Annotated in this window: 13 protein-coding genes and 1 tRNA gene; 6 read left to right on the top strand and 8 right to left on the bottom strand. The window is 34.6% G+C overall.

Features of this window, described 5'->3' with window-relative positions; genetic code table 11:
- Nucleotides 1-21: 21 nt before the first annotated feature.
- Genes AACZ92_RS00490 through AACZ92_RS00475 form a run of 4 tightly spaced genes read right to left on the bottom strand, consistent with a single transcriptional unit; the run spans nucleotide 22 to nucleotide 6,724 of the window.
- Entirely contained in the window at nucleotides 22-3,540 is a 3,519-nt protein-coding gene (locus AACZ92_RS00490; RefSeq protein WP_339695624.1) for an efflux RND transporter permease subunit, read from the bottom strand.
- A gap of 10 nt (nucleotides 3,541-3,550) precedes the next feature.
- Nucleotides 3,551-4,723 (bottom strand): efflux RND transporter periplasmic adaptor subunit, encoded by a 1,173-nt coding sequence (locus AACZ92_RS00485; protein ID WP_339695621.1) that lies wholly within the window; start codon nucleotides 4,721-4,723, stop codon nucleotides 3,551-3,553.
- Between the two features lie 22 nt (nucleotides 4,724-4,745).
- Nucleotides 4,746-6,119 (bottom strand): TolC family protein, encoded by a 1,374-nt coding sequence (locus tag AACZ92_RS00480; protein ID WP_339695618.1) that lies wholly within the window; start codon nucleotides 6,117-6,119, stop codon nucleotides 4,746-4,748.
- Complete coding sequence (locus AACZ92_RS00475; RefSeq protein WP_339695615.1) at nucleotides 6,119-6,724, bottom strand: TetR/AcrR family transcriptional regulator; 606 nt, start codon at nucleotides 6,722-6,724, stop codon at nucleotides 6,119-6,121. The genes AACZ92_RS00480 and AACZ92_RS00475 overlap by 1 nt, the downstream gene beginning before the upstream one ends.
- A 170-nt stretch (nucleotides 6,725-6,894) precedes the next feature.
- Between AACZ92_RS00475 and AACZ92_RS00470 the strand changes: the two genes are divergently transcribed.
- Complete coding sequence (locus AACZ92_RS00470; protein WP_339695612.1) at nucleotides 6,895-7,869, top strand: polyprenyl synthetase family protein; 975 nt, start codon at nucleotides 6,895-6,897, stop codon at nucleotides 7,867-7,869.
- A 4-nt stretch (nucleotides 7,870-7,873) separates the two neighbouring features.
- Here AACZ92_RS00470 and AACZ92_RS00465 read toward each other — a convergent pair whose 3' ends face one another.
- Entirely contained in the window at nucleotides 7,874-8,401 is a 528-nt protein-coding gene (locus AACZ92_RS00465) for a hypothetical protein (protein WP_339695609.1), read from the bottom strand.
- A 113-nt stretch (nucleotides 8,402-8,514) separates the two neighbouring features.
- Between AACZ92_RS00465 and AACZ92_RS00460 the strand changes: the two genes are divergently transcribed.
- Together AACZ92_RS00460 and odhB are read left to right on the top strand one after the other, a co-directional pair.
- Entirely contained in the window at nucleotides 8,515-11,262 is a 2,748-nt protein-coding gene (locus AACZ92_RS00460) for a 2-oxoglutarate dehydrogenase E1 component (RefSeq protein WP_339695606.1), read from the top strand.
- 40 nt (nucleotides 11,263-11,302) lie between these two features.
- Complete coding sequence (odhB, locus tag AACZ92_RS00455) at nucleotides 11,303-12,553, top strand: 2-oxoglutarate dehydrogenase complex dihydrolipoyllysine-residue succinyltransferase (protein WP_339695604.1); 1,251 nt, start codon at nucleotides 11,303-11,305, stop codon at nucleotides 12,551-12,553.
- Nucleotides 12,554-12,841: 288 nt separating this feature from the next.
- On the opposite strand, the gene AACZ92_RS00450 is transcribed toward odhB, so the two are convergent.
- The 3 genes from AACZ92_RS00450 to AACZ92_RS00440 all read right to left on the bottom strand — a co-directional run bounded on the left by AACZ92_RS00450 (nucleotide 12,842) and on the right by AACZ92_RS00440 (nucleotide 15,999).
- The gene (locus AACZ92_RS00450) at nucleotides 12,842-13,474 is read right to left on the bottom strand and encodes a response regulator transcription factor (RefSeq protein WP_339695601.1); all 633 of its coding nucleotides are present in this window, start codon (nucleotides 13,472-13,474) and stop codon (nucleotides 12,842-12,844) included.
- The gene (locus AACZ92_RS00445) at nucleotides 13,471-15,492 is read right to left on the bottom strand and encodes an ATP-binding protein (RefSeq protein WP_339695598.1); all 2,022 of its coding nucleotides are present in this window, start codon (nucleotides 15,490-15,492) and stop codon (nucleotides 13,471-13,473) included. The genes AACZ92_RS00450 and AACZ92_RS00445 overlap by 4 nt, the downstream gene beginning before the upstream one ends.
- Before the next feature lie 72 nt (nucleotides 15,493-15,564).
- Complete coding sequence (locus AACZ92_RS00440; RefSeq protein WP_339695595.1) at nucleotides 15,565-15,999, bottom strand: retropepsin-like aspartic protease; 435 nt, start codon at nucleotides 15,997-15,999, stop codon at nucleotides 15,565-15,567.
- 49 nt (nucleotides 16,000-16,048) lie between these two features.
- Between AACZ92_RS00440 and AACZ92_RS00435 the strand changes: the two genes are divergently transcribed.
- The 3 genes from AACZ92_RS00435 to AACZ92_RS00425 all read left to right on the top strand — a co-directional run bounded on the left by AACZ92_RS00435 (nucleotide 16,049) and on the right by AACZ92_RS00425 (nucleotide 18,088).
- A complete protein-coding gene (locus AACZ92_RS00435) occupies nucleotides 16,049-16,813 on the top strand; it encodes a TatD family hydrolase (RefSeq protein WP_339695593.1) in 765 nt (254 codons plus the stop codon).
- 9 nt (nucleotides 16,814-16,822) lie between these two features.
- Nucleotides 16,823-17,851 carry an asparaginase gene (locus AACZ92_RS00430; protein ID WP_339695591.1) on the top strand — a complete coding sequence of 343 codons (1,029 nt, stop codon included), beginning with the start codon at nucleotides 16,823-16,825 and terminating at the stop codon, nucleotides 17,849-17,851.
- Nucleotides 17,852-18,000: 149 nt separating this feature from the next.
- A tRNA-Ser gene (locus AACZ92_RS00425) sits at nucleotides 18,001-18,088 on the top strand.
- Nucleotides 18,089-18,183 lie beyond the last annotated feature (95 nt).

The raw sequence follows: 18,183 nt of genomic DNA, 5'->3' as shown, positions 1-18,183 counted from the left end.
TTTTTTATTCTTCTTTATTAATTAATCTATAGGTAAAGGTTGTTCTTTCATTTCTTCATCTTCATCTGTTTCAACAGATGTAAACTTCTTTCTAATCCACATTTTTAGCTTCATAGATAAGAAAAATAAAATAGGAACAACTATTAATGTTAAGAATGTGGCTATTAATAGACCATATATAACGGTCCAAGCCAAGGGGCCCCAGAAAACTACGTTGTCACCACCCATATAAATATTGGCGTCAAAATCTGCAAAAAGCGTAAAGAAGTTGATGTTTAGTCCAATAGCTAATGGAATTAAACCTAAAATGGTTGTGATTGCTGTTAGTAATACAGGTCGTAAACGAGCCTTTCCAGCCTTAACAATACTTTCAAAAAGATCTTCAGTTTTTAAATATTGATCTTCATCTATATCTAGCTCCTGTTTTTTTCTATCAATTAAAAGTTGAGCATAATCTAACAGTACAACACCATTATTTACTACAATTCCTGCTAGAGAGATAATCCCAACCATCGTCATCATAATAACAAAAGCACTTCCTGTAATAACAATACCGCCAAATACTCCAATTAAACTTAAGAAAATAGCCAACATGATTATTGCTGGTTTTGATATTGAGTTAAACTGGAAAATTAAGATAAAGAAAATAAGTCCAAGACCAGTAAAGAAAGCACCCATTAAAAATGCCATTTGCTTGTTTTGTTCTTCAATCTGGCCTGTGTAATCAATTTTAATGTTTTCAGGTAAACCTTCATAACTCTTCATCTCATTTTGAATTTGAGCTACTATAGCTCCAGCATCGGTATAACCTGGTGCTAGTGCAGAGTATACGGTTACAACACGCTTAGTGTCTTTGTGTTTAATAGCACTAAATCCTGAATTATTTTCATGTTTTGCAACGGCAGAAATAGGAATAGTTTTTAATTGCCCGCTATTATCTCTAAAGGTGATGTTTTGATTGAATAAGGCACTTGTATTATATCTGTTTTCTTCGTTAAAACGAACATAAATGTCATAATCATCACCGTCTTCTTTATAAATACCAGCTTTAGCTCCAAAAATGGAGTTACGGAGTTGTTGACCAACTTGTGAGGCGCTAATACCTAATTCGCCCGCTTTCTCTCTGTCAACTACAACTTGCATGCTAGGCTTATCTTTATTAACATCAATCTTCAGCTCATCAATACCTGCAATATTTTTAGTGTTTATAAATTCACGCATATTTTCGGCAGTGGCAATCAACTGGTTGTAATCATCACCTTCAATCTCAATATTAATAGGTGATCCAGCAGGTGGGCCATTGGCATCCTTTTCAACTGAAATTAGGACCCCAGGATAAATACCTACTAATGCTTCTTGTACTTTTTGTCGCAGTAGCTCACTATCTTCACCACGACGATATTTGTACTCACGCATAGATGCAGTAATTTTTGCTTTATGGGGCATTTCTGCTGTAGAACCGCCATCTGTTTGGGGGTTTCCTGCCCCTTCACCAACTTGAGATACAGCACTTTCTACAAGAAAATTGTATCCATCGTCTGTGTATTGATCTTGACTAATAACACTATAAACACGCTCTTCTATTTCTTTTGTAATAGCATTTGTTTTCTCAATGGCAGTTCCTTGTGGATATTCTATATAGACAATAATTTGATTTGGTTTATTGTCTGGAAAAAACTCAACTTTTGTTCGTTGTGTTGCTAATGAAGCTCCAAATGCTATAAATGCAACAATTAATAATAGGAATGTACCAATACTTAAAACTAAAGGCTTTCTTCCTGAAAGTGCCCAACGTAATTGGCGCTCATACCAACGCTCTAACTTAACCAAAGTTTTAGTCTGGAAGTTGTTTGCCCATTTTCTTAAAAAGAAGCGATACACCCAAAGCATGATTGCTGTAAATATCATAAGGGATCCTAAACCACGATAATCACCTCCAACGATAAGAACAAGAACGCCAATTACAATCATAATAACTGTAGTTCTTATAATTTTATTTAGAGGCATATCTTTATCTTCGGTATTCATAAACTGCGATACCAATACCGAGTTAAAGAAAATAGCCACAAATAATGAAGAACCTAAAACTACCGAAAGGGTAATAGGTAAAATCATCATAAACTCGCCCATAATACCAGGCCATAGTCCTAAAGGAATAAAGGCAGCTACCGTAGTTGCTGTAGAAATAATAATAGGGAAGGCAATTTCGCCAATACCTTTTTTGGCTGCTTGCATTCTACTCATACCTTCTTCATCCATAAGTCGGTATACATTCTCAACTACTACAATACCATTGTCAACCAGCATTCCAAGCCCCATAATTAACCCAAAAAGGACCATAGTATTTAAGCTTTGTCCTAATAAACTTAATATCATGAGAGACATAAACATGGACATAGGGATAGCGAAGCCAACAAAAATGGCATTTTTAAACCCTAAAAAGAACATTAATACAGTAACTACTAGAATTACACCAAATATGATGTTGTTTACTAAATCATCTACTTGCCCTATAGTTACAGAAGATTGATCGTTAGCAATCGTTACGGTTAAGTCTTGTGGCAGTACATTTTCTTTAGCATCCTTTACTATAACTTGAATTTGTTCTGCTGCAGCAACCATGTTTTTACCGGCTCGTTTTTTTACATCTAGCATAACTACCGGATGTCCAAACTCTCGTGCATAAGTAGTTTTATCTTCCTCTTGAAATGAAACTGTTGCTACATCTTTTAGATAAATGGCGTCGCTGTTTTCAGACTTAACAACAAAGTTTTCTAATTGTTTTGGGTCGTCAATTTCACCTAATATGCGAATGGTACGACGTTGACCACTGGCTTTTAAATTTCCAGCAGACATGGTTACGTTACCATTGTTTATAGCACTAATAATATCATTAAAAGTTACATCGGCAGCCATCATTTTATATATGTCTACAGCAACTTCAACTTCTTTTTCTTGTGCACCACGAATATCTGCTTTTTTTATTTCTTGTATATCTTCTATTTCATCTTGAAGATATTCAGCATATTCTTTTAATTTTTCAATGGTATAATCACCCGAAATATTAATATTAAGAATAGGCATTTCTTCAGATAAGCTTAACTCAAAAACATCAGGTTCTACTTTTGCGCCGTTAAAAGTTGGCCAGTCTTCACTTGCTGTTTCGCTATCAATTTCATCTTTAACTTTTTGCTTTGCCTGCTCAACGGTAATATTTTCATCAAATTCAACAATGATCATCCCGTAATCCTCTTGTGAGGTTGAGGTTATTTCAATTACGTTACTTACGGTCTTTAGTTTGTCTTCAAGAGGGTCTGTAATGAGCTTTTCTATATCTTCAGCTGTGTTTCCTGGAAATACTGAACTGACATATATTTTAGTTTCATTTACTTCAGGGAAACTTTCTCTTGGCATATTGAAGAATGCAGAAACCCCTAAATAAAAAATAACAGCAATTAAAACATACATCGTAGTTTTATTGTCAATTGCCCAGGATGATAAACCAAATTCTTTATCGACTTGTTTTTTCTTTTTTGTCATGTTTTGGGGTTTAGTATTTTATCACTTTTACAGTTTGCCCGTCTTTAACGCTACGTGCACCTTCTTGAACTATTTCTGCGCCACTTTCAATACCGTCAAGAACTTCAATAACATCGCCTTGTGTTTTTCCAGTTTCAATGATCACTCTCTTGGCTATACCCTCATCTTTTGCATTTTTTTCATTAACAACATATATATATTGCTCACCTTCTGCATTCTCTGAAATAATACTTTGTGGAATTAAAATCGCTTCTTCGTTAGTGTAATCGTTTATTTTAAGTTTAGCGGTTAAGTTTGGCTTTATGGTTTTATCTGCATTAGGAATAGCAACTTCTACCTTAAAAGTTCTATTAGATGGGTTTATAAAGTCTCCCGCTTGTCTAATTTCAGTATCAATAGTTTTTCCTATTACAGGAAATTCTACTTCTACTTGCTTGCCTTTAGTAACATCTGCTATGTAGCGTTCTGGAACATTGGTTTCAATATACATGTCCTTTAAGTTTACAATACGCATAAGTTGTGTTTGTCCTGATACAACGACACTTCCTTGTTCTGTAATTACATCATCAATGGTTCCGGTAAAAGGAGCTTTTACAACAGTCTTTGCTATTTGTTGTTTTAGTTGATTAACAGCTTCATTTTGTGATTCGTAATTAGACTTGGCTTGTAAAAATTGAATTTCACTACCAATACTTTGTTCCCATAAACGTTTTTGACGTTCATAAGTAGTTTTTGCTAAGCCTGTTTGTATTTTTAATTGTGCTAATTGTTGGCTTAATCCGCCATCATCTATCTTAGCTAAAGTTTGCCCCTTTGTTACTCTCTGTCCTTCTTTTACATACACGTTGGTAAGAATACCATTGTATTCGGGGGTAATTACTAATAGGTTTTTAGTTGTTACATTCCCTTGTATTTCCAAGACGTGATTAAAGATTTCTTCTTTTGCTGTTAGGGTTGTAATTAAAGGAACATTTTTTACAGTATCAATTTTTGAAATAGCACCATCTAACATTTTAATTTTTTCTTGAAGAACTTGCTGCTCATTTACTAGATTGGAGCGTTTTTCACGTATTACCTCTAGGTCATTACTTTCTATAACACTCTCTACTGAGTTTTTTTTATTTTCGCCACCACAGGAGGCTACTGTAATTGTGATTAATAATAGGTATATAAACTTTTTCATAATTGTATGGATTGTGGTGTTTTTAGTTGTCTTTAGTCTCAGGGTATTTTGTTGTGTCCAATAATGTTTCAAGCTCTGCTTTAGTGTTTATAACATCTAACATAGCTTGTAAATAATCTTGTTGTGCTTGAAAAAGTTGCTGCTGGGCTTCACTTAGTTCAAAACTAGTTGCAATTCCTTCAAAAAACTTAATGCTGTTTTTCTTTTCAATACGTCCAGCCAACTCTAAGTTGCGCTCTTTGTTTTCGTAGTTTTCCAAAGCAAATTGATAATCGTTACGAGCGTTTGCAATTTCTAATTTTACTTGATTGCGGGTTTGCTCTAACTCTAATTTAGATTGCTCAAAAGCCAATTGTTTTTGAGCTGTTCTAGCACTTCGCATACCACTACTGAAAATGGGAATACTTAAATTAACTCCCAAAACGGATTGTGTAAAATATTCTTGATTGCTATCAAAAAATGTGAATTCATCACCATAACCCGCAACACCATAATTAACGAAAGCAGAAAGCGTTGGTAGCGCTTTACTTTTTTCAAGCTTCACCTCTACTTCTGAAAGATTTGTTTGGTCTTCAGCAATGCGATAGTCGATGTTTTCTTCAACATTAATTTCTTTAGAAAGTAACAATAAGTTGAAGTTTTCCTTACTCAATTTATTTAAATCATCTGTCGCCACAACCTCTTCTTCTACTGGAATGCCCATAGTTACTTTTAACATATCGTAGGCAATAGCTTGCATGCGTATGGAATTATTTAGATTTGTTTTTAAATTTAAAAGGGTGATTTCCAGTTGCTCTGCATCTTCTTCTTCGGCTAGCCCATTTTCAAAGATCTTTTGGGTGTCGCTGAGGTTTTTTTCAACAGTAGCAACGTTTTTCTTTAAAATTTCAACGCTTTCAGTTGCTAATAGTACATTTCCGTAAGCATCGGTAATGGCTTTTTTAACTTCCAAATCTGTTTTCACTTTTGCATTTTCTGAAATTTGCAATAAGGTTTTGGCTGATTGAATTCCCACAATGTATGAGCCGTCAAAAATTAATTGGTTCCACGTTCCGGTTGCATTTACGCTATGTTGGGTTCCAAATGTAACAGGGACAAAAGTTCCGGGCTCTCCTCCAGCAACTTCTCCAGGTATTAAAGTTACAGGTTGTTTAAGGTTATTGGTATAATTGGCATCTCCACTAATTTGAGGAAGACCTTGCGCAATAATTTCCCACTTTTGTTTTAATGCAATAGCAACGTCTTTTTTAGCGATGCGTGAGTTATAACCATTGTCAAGGCCATACAAAATAGCTTCTTCTAGTGTGAAGGCTCGCTTTTCAACTTGAGTTGAGTCTTGTGCATTTACCAAAATGGCACAAAGGGAAAAAGCAATTAAAAAAATATGTTTTTTCATTAATTTGAATTCTCGTTAATAAATTTATTAAGTGTTTGTAATCCTTTAGGAGTTACAATTCCGCGTAAGTGATATTCTAAATAATCTTCCATTAATTGGATTTTTGAAAATTGAGAAGCTGGAAAAAGAGTCTCATCATTAATGCCGTCTATCCCTAAAAAATAGAGCTTTGAAATAAAATCAACATCGATATTTTTTCTGTAAACTCCTTTTTCAACCCCACGTTTTAAGTTCTCTACCGTACATTCTGCCATATTCTTGTACTTTTTGGCCTTTATCATCGTGTATATCTCGGGATAGTACTTTTGAAGTTGGTATTGTGGTGATGATTTTTCATCTTTTAATCGAAGCATTACGAATTTTTTAATTTCATATAACTCTTCAATCGGATCTTTCTCTTCTATGCGGATGTTATCAATACCGCAAGAAATACCTTCAAAAACTTTTAATACAGATTCCTTAACAAGTTCTGTCTTGTTTTTAAAATGGGTATAAATAGTTTTTTTAGAAATACCCATTTCATTGGATATATCATCCATTGTCACACTCTTAAAACCAAGAGAGAGAAACATTTCTGCTGCTTTTATAGTAATTTTTTCTTTCATAATTTGGCACAAAGGTATATAAAGGAAACTCTAGGAACAAAATAAGTTTCCAAAGTTTTACTATTATTTAACATATCAGTTAAATAAAAAAAAGAAGATGTCAACTTTTTTACAATTTAAGACAGCGGTTTATTTGGCAACTTGTATTTTAGCGGCAAATTTTTAGCATCATGGAATTACTCAAAAAATATAACGTCGCGCTCGCCGATGAATTGAAAAAAACAGTGCAAACAAAAGAGCCTGAGCAGTTATATGAGCCTATTCAATATATTGTTAATATTGGAGGTAAGCGTTTACGTCCAATTCTTACTTTATTAACTTGCGATTTTTTTGGTACTGACTTTGAAAAAGCGATGCCTGCAGCCTTGGCTATTGAGTTGTTTCATAACTTTTCATTAATCCATGACGATATTATGGATAAAGCTCCTTTGCGCCGAGGGAAAGAGACTGTTCATGAAAAATGGGACTTAAATACCGGTATTTTGTCTGGCGATGCTATGTTGATTCTCGCCTATCAATTATTTGAAGAATACGAACCCGAACTTTTTAGAGAGTTAGCAAAACTATTCAGTAAAACGGCTATTGAAGTTTGTGAAGGGCAACAATATGATGTCGATTTTGAAGACCGCGACGATGTAACGATCGATGAGTATATTAAAATGATAGACTATAAAACAGCTGTTTTATTAGGAGCGGCTATGAAAATGGGAGCAATTGTTGCGGGTGCTTCTGAAGATTGTAAAGAAAACATATATAAGTTTGGAAGAAACTTAGGGATAGCGTTTCAGTTGCAAGATGATTATTTAGATGTTTTTGGAAACCCTGAATCTTTTGGAAAGCAGGTGGGAGGTGATATTATTGAAAATAAAAAAACGTTTTTATACTTAACAGCCCTTAATAAAAGTGAGACGACACAAGCTGAAGAGTTAGAGCATTTATATACCATAAACCCGCGGGAGCCTTCCGGTAAGATTGAAACCGTAACGCGTATATTTAAAAACTCCGGTGCAGCGGAAGCTACTCAAGCAGAAATTTCAAAATATACCAATAAAGCAAATGAGTTGTTGGAGCAGATTAAAATTTCAGAAGAAAAGAAAACCGAGCTTCGAGAATTTGGCGAATGGTTAATGAAACGGACGTTTTAGAAATTTAAAAATAAAACCGTACAAAGGGCAGCCAAGGAGAGGTGTAAATGTCCTCATTGTCCTTGTATAAAACATTGTATCGCACACCTATTGTTACGTTTCCATTTCTATATCCAGCACCTGCAAAGAGGGCTGTATTCCAGAAGTTATCTTCAAAATCACCACCTTCCAATTCAATAGTTTGGTTTACCCGAAGCTGTTCTACTTCAGCAGATAATTGAATTTCAGGAATAGGATTAAAGAGCGTAATTAAACTCGCGCCATATAATACGGTGTTGAAATTATCGCCCGATTGATAACTAAACTGTAGCGCAGGACCAGCGCTGAAATAGCGGTTAAAATCATAAATCGCGCTGGGCGAAATCGTACCGCTAAAATAACCATTACCAACATTTATCCCCAACCCGCCACCAAAGCGAACGTGGTCCCAAAAATTGTTTTCAGGTTGTGCTTGTACACCAATTTGCCCAAAACTTACATTCGAAAAAAACATAAATGAAATCGTTAATACGGTAAAATACAGTTTTTTCATTAGGAAATATTTAAGAGTTAGAGGACCATAAATATACGTATTACAATCGCCTATTTATTGTAAATGTTGTATTTTTGTACTGTTTTATAACATGAAACCCTTGTATTCCAATTATGGATAGATATTCTTTTCTAAATGCGGTACACCCTTCGTACATCGCAGAACTTTACGACAAATACTTACAATATCCAGATAGTGTTGAGCCTAGTTGGCGAGCTTTCTTCCAAGGTTTTGACTTTGGAATTGAAAACGATTCACTAGAAGCACTCGGTATTGAGAAAAATGGAGATATACCTGAAGGCTATTTCAAAGAATTTCAGGTAATTAAGTTGATCGATGCATATCGTTCTCGAGGCCATTTGTTTACAAAAACAAACCCTGTACGTGAGAGAAGAAAATACACCCCTAAACTTGATATTGAGAATTTTGGATTGTCAAAAGACGATTTGCAAACTTCTTTTAAAGCAGGAGAGATACTTGGTATTGGTGAATCAACGCTTGAAGAAATTTTAAAACACCTAAATAAAATCTATTGCGATTCTATTGGGATTGAATATATGTATATTCGGAAGCCTGAAGAAATCCAATGGATTCAAGATAAGCTGAACATAAATGAAAATCAGCCAAAATTTTCAGCAGAAAAAAAGAAACATATTCTTAAAAAACTAAATGAAGCCGTCGCTTTTGAAAGCTTTTTGCATACTAAATATGTTGGTCAAAAACGGTTTTCATTGGAAGGTGGAGAAAGTTTAATCCCTGGTTTGGATGCTTTAATTGAAAGTGCTGCCGAAAAAGGTGTTGAAGAGTTCGTTATGGGAATGGCTCACCGAGGCCGATTAAGTACCTTAACCAATATCTTTGGTAAAAGCGCTAAAGACATTTTTAGTGAGTTTGACGGAAAAGACTACGAACAAGTTATTTTTGATGGTGATGTAAAATATCACTTAGGTTGGACCTCAAAGCGGAAAACCGATAGTGGAAAAGAAATTAACCTTAATATAGCACCAAACCCTTCGCATCTTGAAACGGTTGGAGCTGTAGTACAGGGTATTGCGCGAGCAAAACAAGATGATCACCATCTAGAACATCCTGAAAAAGTATTGCCTATCGTCGTTCACGGTGATGCAGCAATTGCAGGACAAGGTATTGTGTACGAAATTGTACAAATGGCGCAATTAGATGGTTACAAAACACAAGGAACCATACATATTGTAGTAAATAACCAAGTTGGTTTTACTACTAACTATTTAGCGGGTCGTTCTTCAACCTATTGTACCGATGTAGCTAAAGTAACGCTTTCGCCAGTGCTTCACGTAAATGCAGATGATGTAGAAGCTGTAGTGCACGCGATGCTCTTTGCGTTAGAATTCAGAATGCACTTTAAGCATGATGTTTTTATAGATTTATTAGGATATAGAAAATATGGCCATAACGAAGGAGATGAGCCTAAGTTTACACAACCACAATTATATAAAGCAATATCAAAACACGAAAATCCTCGTGACCTTTATTCTGAAAAGTTAATTAAGGAAGGTGTAATAGATAAAGAGTACACTAAAAAATTAGAAAAAGAATACAAAAATAAATTAGAGGAAAACCTTGAAGATTCCCGTAAAGAAGAGAAAACGGAAATCAGCGCGATTATGCAAGAAGAATGGGAAGGTTTTACTTATGCCGAAGAGGACAAGATGATGGAAGACGTAGATACTACGTTCGATCTTGATAAAATGACAGAAATTGCCGAAGTAATCACGAAACTTCCGGAAGATAAAAAATTCCTTCGTAAAGTAACTAAGCTGATCAAGGCAAGAAATAAAATGTACTTTGAAGACAACAAGCTAGATTGGGCTATGGGTGAGTTGTTAGCTTACGGTACGTTATTAGCAGAAGGACATGATGTTCGTATAACTGGACAAGATGTAGAAAGAGGTACTTTTTCACATAGACATGCTGTAATTAAAGCTGAGGAAAACGAAGAAGAAGTTGTATTGTTAAACGAGTTGAGTGAAGAACAGGCTCATTTCTATATTTACAATTCATTACTTTCGGAATATGCGGTAGTTGGGTTCGATTATGGTTATGCAATGGCAAGCCCTATTACTTTGTGTATTTGGGAGGCACAATTTGGTGACTTCAGTAACGGAGCCCAAATAATGATTGATCAATATATCTCAGCAGCAGAGGATAAATGGAAGTTGCAAAACGGATTGGTGCTATTATTGCCACACGGGTACGAAGGGCAAGGAGCAGAACACTCTTCAGCAAGAATGGAACGCTACCTTCAATTATGTGCAAAAGATAACATGTTTGTGGCAGATTGTACCACGCCGGCAAACTTTTACCATTTACTTAGAAGACAAATAAAAGTTGATTACCGTAAACCATTAATTGTGTTTACGCCAAAAAGCTTGTTACGTCATTCAAAAGTAGTTTCGACTAAAGAAGAATTAGCAAATGGAACTTTCCAAATGGTTATTGACGATGCAGATGCAAAAGCTTCAAAAGTAAAAACACTAGTATTTGTAACTGGTAAATTTTATTACGATCTTTTAGAAGTAAAAGAAGAAGAGAAGCGTGATGACGTTGCGTTGGTTAGAGTAGAGCAATTGTTCCCATTACCAACTGATCAGATGAAGAAGTTAATGAAAAAATATAAAAACGCTAAAGATGTAGTTTGGGCACAAGAAGAGCCTAAAAATATGGGTGCTTACTCACATATATTAATGCATTTTGAGGAAGCACGTAACTTTAGAGTGTGTAGTCGAAAAATGTATGCTGCCCCTGCTTCAGGAAGCAGTGTGCGTTCTAAACAACGTCACCAAAAAGTAATTGAGAGCGTTTTTGATACTAACGAAAAATAATACTATTATATAATATCCGTAACAGGTAAATTAAATTACTATGGCATTAGAAATGAAAGTTCCCTCACCGGGAGAATCCATAACCGAAGTAGAAATAGCACAATGGTTAGTTGAGGATGGCGACTATGTAGAAAAAGATCAAGCCATTGCAGAAATTGACAGTGATAAAGCAACCTTAGAATTACCTGCTGAAGCAAGCGGTGTTATTACCCGTAAAGCTGAAGAGGGCGATGCTGTAGCTGTAGGAGAGGTAGTTTGTTTAATCGATACTGAAGCAGAAAAGCCAGGTGGCTCAGATGATGATTCTGATGATGATAAAAAATCAGAAGATAAAGACAATGATAAACCTGAGGCAAAAACAGAAAAACCTTCTAAGCCTTCTACACAATCGCAAGAGCAGGATAAAAAAACATATGCTACTGGAACACCATCTCCTTCTGCTAAGAAGATCATGGATGAAAAAGGAGTGGATGCCAAAAATGTTAAGGGCTCTGGACGCGATGGACGTATAACAAAAGATGATGCAGTTAAAGCGAATCCATCAATGGGATCTCCTGGAACTGGCAGCAGAGGCACTGAGCGTAAAAAGCTTTCAATGCTTAGACGTAAAGTTGCAGAACGCTTAGTTTCAGCAAAAAATGAAACGGCTATGCTTACCACCTTTAACGAGGTTGATATGAGTCCTATTTTTGAGTTGCGTAAAAAGTATAAAGAAGACTTTAAGGAAAAGCATGGTGTAAGTCTTGGCTTTATGTCATTCTTCACCTTGGCAGTGGTAAGAGCCTTGGATATGTACCCAGATGTTAACTCTATGATTGATGGCGACTATCAAATAAAGTATGATAACAAAGATATTTCTATAGCAGTTTCTGGTCCTAAAGGATTGATGGTTCCAGTTATTAGAAATGCAGAAAATTTAAGTTTTAGAGGTGTTGAAGATGAAGTAAAACGATTGGCACTTAGAGCCCGTGATGGAAAAATTACGGTGGATGAGATGACGGGAGGTACTTTTACCATCTCAAATGGAGGTGTTTTTGGAAGTATGCTTTCAACACCGATTATTAATCCTCCGCAATCAGCTATTTTAGGGATGCATAATATTGTAGAACGTCCAATTGCAAGAGATGGAGCTATAGCTATTGCACCAATTATGTACGTTGCATTATCGTATGATCATAGAATAATCGACGGAAAAGAATCTGTTGGGTTTTTGGTTGCTATTAAGGAAGCTTTAGAAAGTCCTGAAGAGTTGTTGATGAACAATGATGTTAAAAAAGCTTTAGAGCTTTAAATAATAACAATTACTAGATATAAAAAACACCCAGCGTTGGCTGGGTGTTTTTTTAATTAGTTAGTTGAAATATTAACATAAAAATTAAGAAACAAAATAATTAACAATATTCAATAATACAATAGAAATTACAATGACAACTAAAAGGGTAAAAACCCTTTTCTTATTCTTTTCATTTTTCTTGTCATCATCTTTAAACACCATGTCAATATTCAGTAAGTAAATGTCAGAAAATAAATACAGTTATAAAATACGTGTATACACGTAATTATCCTAAAAATGATGCTTTTATAGCATTTTGTCATGATTTTCTTTGGCCCAAATAAGTAAGCTGTTTGTTTTTGGCTCTAAATCTAATTTGGATATTATATTGCTTCTGTGTTTTTCAACAGTTCGATGGGAAATAAAAAGAAGGGAGGCTATTTCTTTATTGGTTTTATCTTTTGCAATTAATTTTAAAATCTTTTTTTCAGAAGGAGTCAATGCATTTAAGGCACTATCAGAAAAAAGAATTTCATCGAGTAATTCCTTTATTTTTGGGCTAAAATACTTATCGCCCCTTGTAACGGTATTAATACAGTTTTCAATTTCTTCTAAAGCAAATTCCTTTAAAACATAACCAAATATATTCAATTCTTGAGCTTTAAGGTAAAGCTCTTTTTCTTTATGTAATGTTATGAGTACGATTTTGGTAGCGATTAAATTCTCTTTGCATTTTCTAGCAATTTCAATTCCAGACATAAAAGGCATTTGTATGTCTAAAATAGCAATGCTAGGTTTTTCTTTGGCAATAATGTTGTATGCATCTCTTCCGTTATGTGCGCTCGCAATGATATTGTATTTTTTTTCTAATAAAAAATCATTTAATCCTTTCAATAAAAGGGGATGATCATCTGCTGTTATGATTGTTTGTGTGTTCATGAGACCGGAAATTGAAAAATGATTATAGTGCCATTATTTTTTATTGATTTCACCTTCATTTGCCCATTTAAAAATCGGGTTCGTTCTAGAAGTGTTTTTAAGCCTAAAGATTTTATGTTTTGATACTTTTCAGTAAAATCGAAACCTACACCATTGTCCTTAACTGAAATAATGATGTTTCCGGTAAGTTTTTTTACGGTTACTTTACTGGCTTCGGCCTTGGCATGCTTTAAAATATTATTGAGCGCTTCTTGTACAATCCTGTATATATTAACTTCTTGTTCTTTGGTAAACAGATTGTCAATATTATCTATTTCAGAAGAAATAAAAAGCGTTGTGTTTTCGTCTATTTGAGTTAATGTGTATTCTATTGCTTTGGTTATCCCCATTTCTTGAAGCTGAAATGGATGAAGGTCTCTTGATATGGAACGAACTTCATCAATGGCATCATCGACCATTTTTTTAGTGTCATTGTCGCCATTGGCTACAATCTTATTTTTAATAAGTAATAAGCGTTGTCCAAGTCCATCGTGAAGGTCTTTAGAGATACGTTTTCGCTCTATTTCTTGTGATACCAAAAGTTTTTGGCTAAATTTTTCTTGTACCTCTTTATTGCTTTTAAGGTAGCGTTGGTTACGATATAATAATATTAGGCCAAACAGGAGAACGACTGCTAAGCTAGAAAAAAAAACAATTTTTTTGAAGTTTTCATTGTCTTTCTCCAATAACTGGATGTTGGTGTTTTTTTCAACCAATTTTTTTTCTTTTTTTTCAGTTTCGTACAAGGTCTGGTAATAGGCTAAAAATTGTGCTGTTCCTTTGTTATATAAAGAATCTCGTAAATTTAAATATGAATTTTTATTTTCAAGACTTTTTTTAAACTGTCCCGTTTCAGAATAAATATTAGAGAGTAATAAGTGGGAATACATAATGTCATCCTCATGGCCAACTGCTTTTGCATGCAACAATTGCTTTTTAGCAAACTGTAATGCTTCATTATCTAGGCCCATAGCGTGATAGTACTTCGCCTTGGCACCGTTGTAACTTATTTTGGCTAAGCGATCTTGTTTAGCTTTACCAATCCATTGATCTAGTGTTTCTATGTATTCTTTTGCTTTAAATAATTGATGGTTGCTTATATGATATTCGGCAAGTTTAGCATTAACATCTATTCGGTTAATATAGTCTTCTTGCGTTTTGTCAGTTATAGTAAGTAGTGAATCTGCTTTTAAAAGATATGTAAGCTCTAACTCTTTATTCCCTGTTTTTTGATAATCAATAGCTTGATTGTAATACTCGGTTATTATGTATTTTTTGTTTTCCAACCCTTTAAGGGTTTCAATGAGATCTTTACGTTCTTTTTCAGCCTTATCATAAAAACCATTCATGCTAAACATGGTAATAATACCTTGTCTAGCATGTAACATGTATTCATACTCTTTTCTCTTTTCGTAAAAACGATATGCTTTTTCATAATAATCACTTGCGGCAACAAACTTTCCAATGTTTGAATATGCTTGGCCACTAAACAAGTAGGCATCTGCAATATAAATAGAGTCTTTTGTAGAAAAATTATCTATCGCTTTTGCATAGTCATCTATAGCTTCTTTTACGTTAAGTTTCAGGTTTGCTTTTCCTCTTTTAAGATAGAGACCACCCAATAAAAAACTGTCTTTTATTTTATACTTATGTGCTAGGACACCATCGATTATAACTATGGCTCGTCGGGGTTCATTTTTATAGTCTGAAAGGATTAACTGCAAATTCATGGCCTTTTTGGCGGCTAACGATATACTGTCTATTTTTTTAGCCAACTCAATATAATGGCTGCTGTATTCAACAAACGCATCATTATCAACACCATAGCTTTTTGAGAGAACAGAGTCGATAGCAGTTAGTTTGGAAAGCGTGTCAGTGGCAATACGGGCTTTGTTTTTATAAAAGGATATATCTTGCCCATTACCTATAAAAGGGTATAATAATAACAGGGTATAGAATACCAAAAACTTTTTTTGCATTGCTACCAATAAGTTATAGGGAGTATTTAAAAATACTAAAAATTAATCAGTGATTGGATACTTATAGAAAACTTATTTTAAATACACACAATTTCTTCCATAGTCAATTACTGCACGAAATTGTTTTAAAAAATCAGCTCCTATAATTCCGTTTACCGAACCTACTTCCGCTTGTTGTAGTGCTTGATTTACATGGGAGAGATCAAAAACTACAAAATCCATTGAATTTGAACTCCAATTTCCTATAGCTATTTTATTTTTTCGAGTAATTTTCGTTTCCATATTGATAGCTCCAGCACCGGCAGCCTTAATTTCACTGTCTTCACTTTCCATTATAAAATAATTGATTTCATCAAAACCAATACAACTTGTTGAAGCCCCTGTGTCTAAAATAAACAAACCTTGAACTCCATTTATTGTTGCAGTTAATTTATAGTGTCCCGTTGCCAATTTTTTTAATGGTATTCTGTAAAATTTTTTCCCTTCAAGGAATGTACGTAATTGCATCTCTTGTTTTTTGTAAATATAGCCAACAAATTTAAGTAGCTTTGCCGTTATGTTAACAGATACACACACACATTTATATAGTGATGCTTTTGATGAGGATAGAAAGCAGGTGATGCAGCGGGCTATCGATGCTGGAGTAAAACGTTTTTTTATTCCAGCAATAGATTCGGGACATACAGAAGAAATGTACGAGTTGGAAAAAAACTATCCCGATCAGGTTTTCTTAATGATGGGGTTGCACCCAACTTCGGTTAAAGAGAACTACGAAGAAGAGCTTGCCCACATAGAAAAACAGTTTAAAAAACGTAGCTTTTATGCGGTAGGTGAAATAGGGATTGATCTGTATTGGGATACTTCAACTTTGGCCATTCAACAAGATGCATTTAAAAGGCAATTACAAATGGCTAAAAAGCACAAGTTGCCTATCGTGATTCATTGCAGGGATGCTTTTGATGAAGTGTTTGAGGTTTTGGAAAGTGAAAAAGGAGATGACCTCTTCGGAATTTTCCATTGCTTCACTGGAACAAAAGAGCAAGCAGAGCAGGCTTTATCTTATAATATGAAATTAGGCATTGGCGGTGTAGTAACGTTTAAAAATGGTAAAATAGATCAATTTCTAAATCAAATTGATTTAAAACATATCGTCTTAGAAACCGATTCACCGTATCTATCACCAACACCATACCGAGGCAAACGTAACGAAAGCAGTTACCTAGAGTTGATTTGCAAGAAAGTGGCGCAATTATATAATGTTACAGAAGAAGAAATAGCCAAAATTACTACTCAGAATTCAAAAGAAATATTCAGTAAATAATACAACAGCATGCATACAAAACCCAACATACTTTTAATATATACTGGAGGTACCATTGGTATGATTAAAGATTTTGAAACCGGAGCACTCCGTAATTTCAATTTTGACGATCTACTAAAACATATTCCAGAATTGAAGTTGTTGGACTGCGAAATAAGTACCCGAAGTTTTGAAGAGCCTATTGACAGCTCTAATATGAGTGCTAAATATTGGACCATGATAGCAGGTATAATTGAAGAGAATTATGCAAATTTTGATGGTTTTGTAGTATTGCATGGTAGCGATACTATGTCTTACACTGCTTCGGCTTTAAGTTTTATGTTAGAAAACTTAGCAAAACCAGTCGTGTTTACGGGGTCACAATTACCTATTGGTGATTTGCGGACTGATGCGAAAGAAAACTTAATTACTTCTATACAAATAGCGGCATTACAAGAAAAGGGAAGACCTAAAATATCGGAAGTATGTCTGTATTTTGAATATAAATTGTACCGGGCGAATCGTACCACAAAAATAAATGCAGAACATTTTGAAGCATTTGCTTCTTTAAACTATCCGCCATTGGTTGAGAGCGGGGTTCATCTTTTTATTAACCACGAAGCACTTTATAAACCCAACCGAAGAAAAAAACTGAAGGTGCACAAACGGATGGAATCTAATATTGTGTTGCTAAAAATGTTTCCCGGAATCGATATTGCTACCGTAGAACATATTTTTGCGTATCCTGAGATGAAAGGATTGGTTATAGAAACATACGGAAGTGGAAACACAACAAATGAAGAATGGTTTTTAAAAGCACTTAAAAAAATAACAGCAAAGGGAATTCCAGTTATTAATGTAACGCAATGTTCAGGTGGAAGTGTAGTAATGGGGCTTTACGAAACTAGCACGGCCTTAAAAAAAATGGGGGTTATTTCTGGTAAAGACATAACAACAGAGGCCGCCTTGGCAAAATTAATGTACGTTTTGGGACAAAAAATATCAGCTAATAGCTTTAAAACCATATTTGAAACATCTTTAAGAGGAGAGATGATGTAAATTTCCTTGTGAAATGTTTTATCAACCAACATTTTTTTTGTTATTTGGCACTCCGTTTATAAAATGCCTTTACCTCAGTACTAAAATCAGATTCTTTATTTGATAAAATAAGGTTTTTGCTTTGTTTGGGGTTAGTAAGAAAAAAATTTAGAGAGGTGGCCGAGTGGTCGAAGGCGCACGCCTGGAAAGTGTGTATACGCCAAAAGCGTATCGAGGGTTCGAATCCCTTCCTCTCTGCTAAGAAAATTAACAATTACCGTTAAAATATAACAAAAGGGTTGATTTTGGATAAGTTCTTGTTATTTTCGTTTTTCATGGCATTATTACATTGT

The organism is uncultured Marixanthomonas sp. (assembly GCF_963974425.1).
GTDB lineage: Bacteria > Bacteroidota > Bacteroidia > Flavobacteriales > Flavobacteriaceae > Marixanthomonas.
This window is presented reverse-complemented; position numbering and strand designations above follow the sequence as displayed.

Excerpts from the sequence above, each read along its gene's own strand:
- AACZ92_RS00445 (WP_339695598.1), bottom strand. The coding sequence starts at position 15,492 with ATGCAAAAAAAGTTTTTGGTATTCTATACCCTGTTATTATTATACCCT.
- AACZ92_RS00490 (WP_339695624.1), bottom strand. The coding sequence starts at position 3,540 with ATGACAAAAAAGAAAAAACAAGTCGATAAAGAATTTGGTTTATCATCC.
- AACZ92_RS00475 (WP_339695615.1), bottom strand. The coding sequence starts at position 6,724 with ATGAAAGAAAAAATTACTATAAAAGCAGCAGAAATGTTTCTCTCTCTT.
- odhB (WP_339695604.1), top strand. The coding sequence starts at position 11,303 with ATGGCATTAGAAATGAAAGTTCCCTCACCGGGAGAATCCATAACCGAA.
- AACZ92_RS00480 (WP_339695618.1), bottom strand. The coding sequence starts at position 6,119 with ATGAAAAAACATATTTTTTTAATTGCTTTTTCCCTTTGTGCCATTTTG.
- AACZ92_RS00440 (WP_339695595.1), bottom strand. The coding sequence starts at position 15,999 with ATGCAATTACGTACATTCCTTGAAGGGAAAAAATTTTACAGAATACCA.
- AACZ92_RS00470 (WP_339695612.1), top strand. The coding sequence starts at position 6,895 with ATGGAATTACTCAAAAAATATAACGTCGCGCTCGCCGATGAATTGAAA.
- AACZ92_RS00450 (WP_339695601.1), bottom strand. The coding sequence starts at position 13,474 with ATGAACACACAAACAATCATAACAGCAGATGATCATCCCCTTTTATTG.
- AACZ92_RS00430 (WP_339695591.1), top strand. The coding sequence starts at position 16,823 with ATGCATACAAAACCCAACATACTTTTAATATATACTGGAGGTACCATT.
- AACZ92_RS00435 (WP_339695593.1), top strand. The coding sequence starts at position 16,049 with ATGTTAACAGATACACACACACATTTATATAGTGATGCTTTTGATGAG.
- AACZ92_RS00465 (WP_339695609.1), bottom strand. The coding sequence starts at position 8,401 with ATGAAAAAACTGTATTTTACCGTATTAACGATTTCATTTATGTTTTTT.
- AACZ92_RS00460 (WP_339695606.1), top strand. The coding sequence starts at position 8,515 with ATGGATAGATATTCTTTTCTAAATGCGGTACACCCTTCGTACATCGCA.
- AACZ92_RS00485 (WP_339695621.1), bottom strand. The coding sequence starts at position 4,723 with ATGAAAAAGTTTATATACCTATTATTAATCACAATTACAGTAGCCTCC.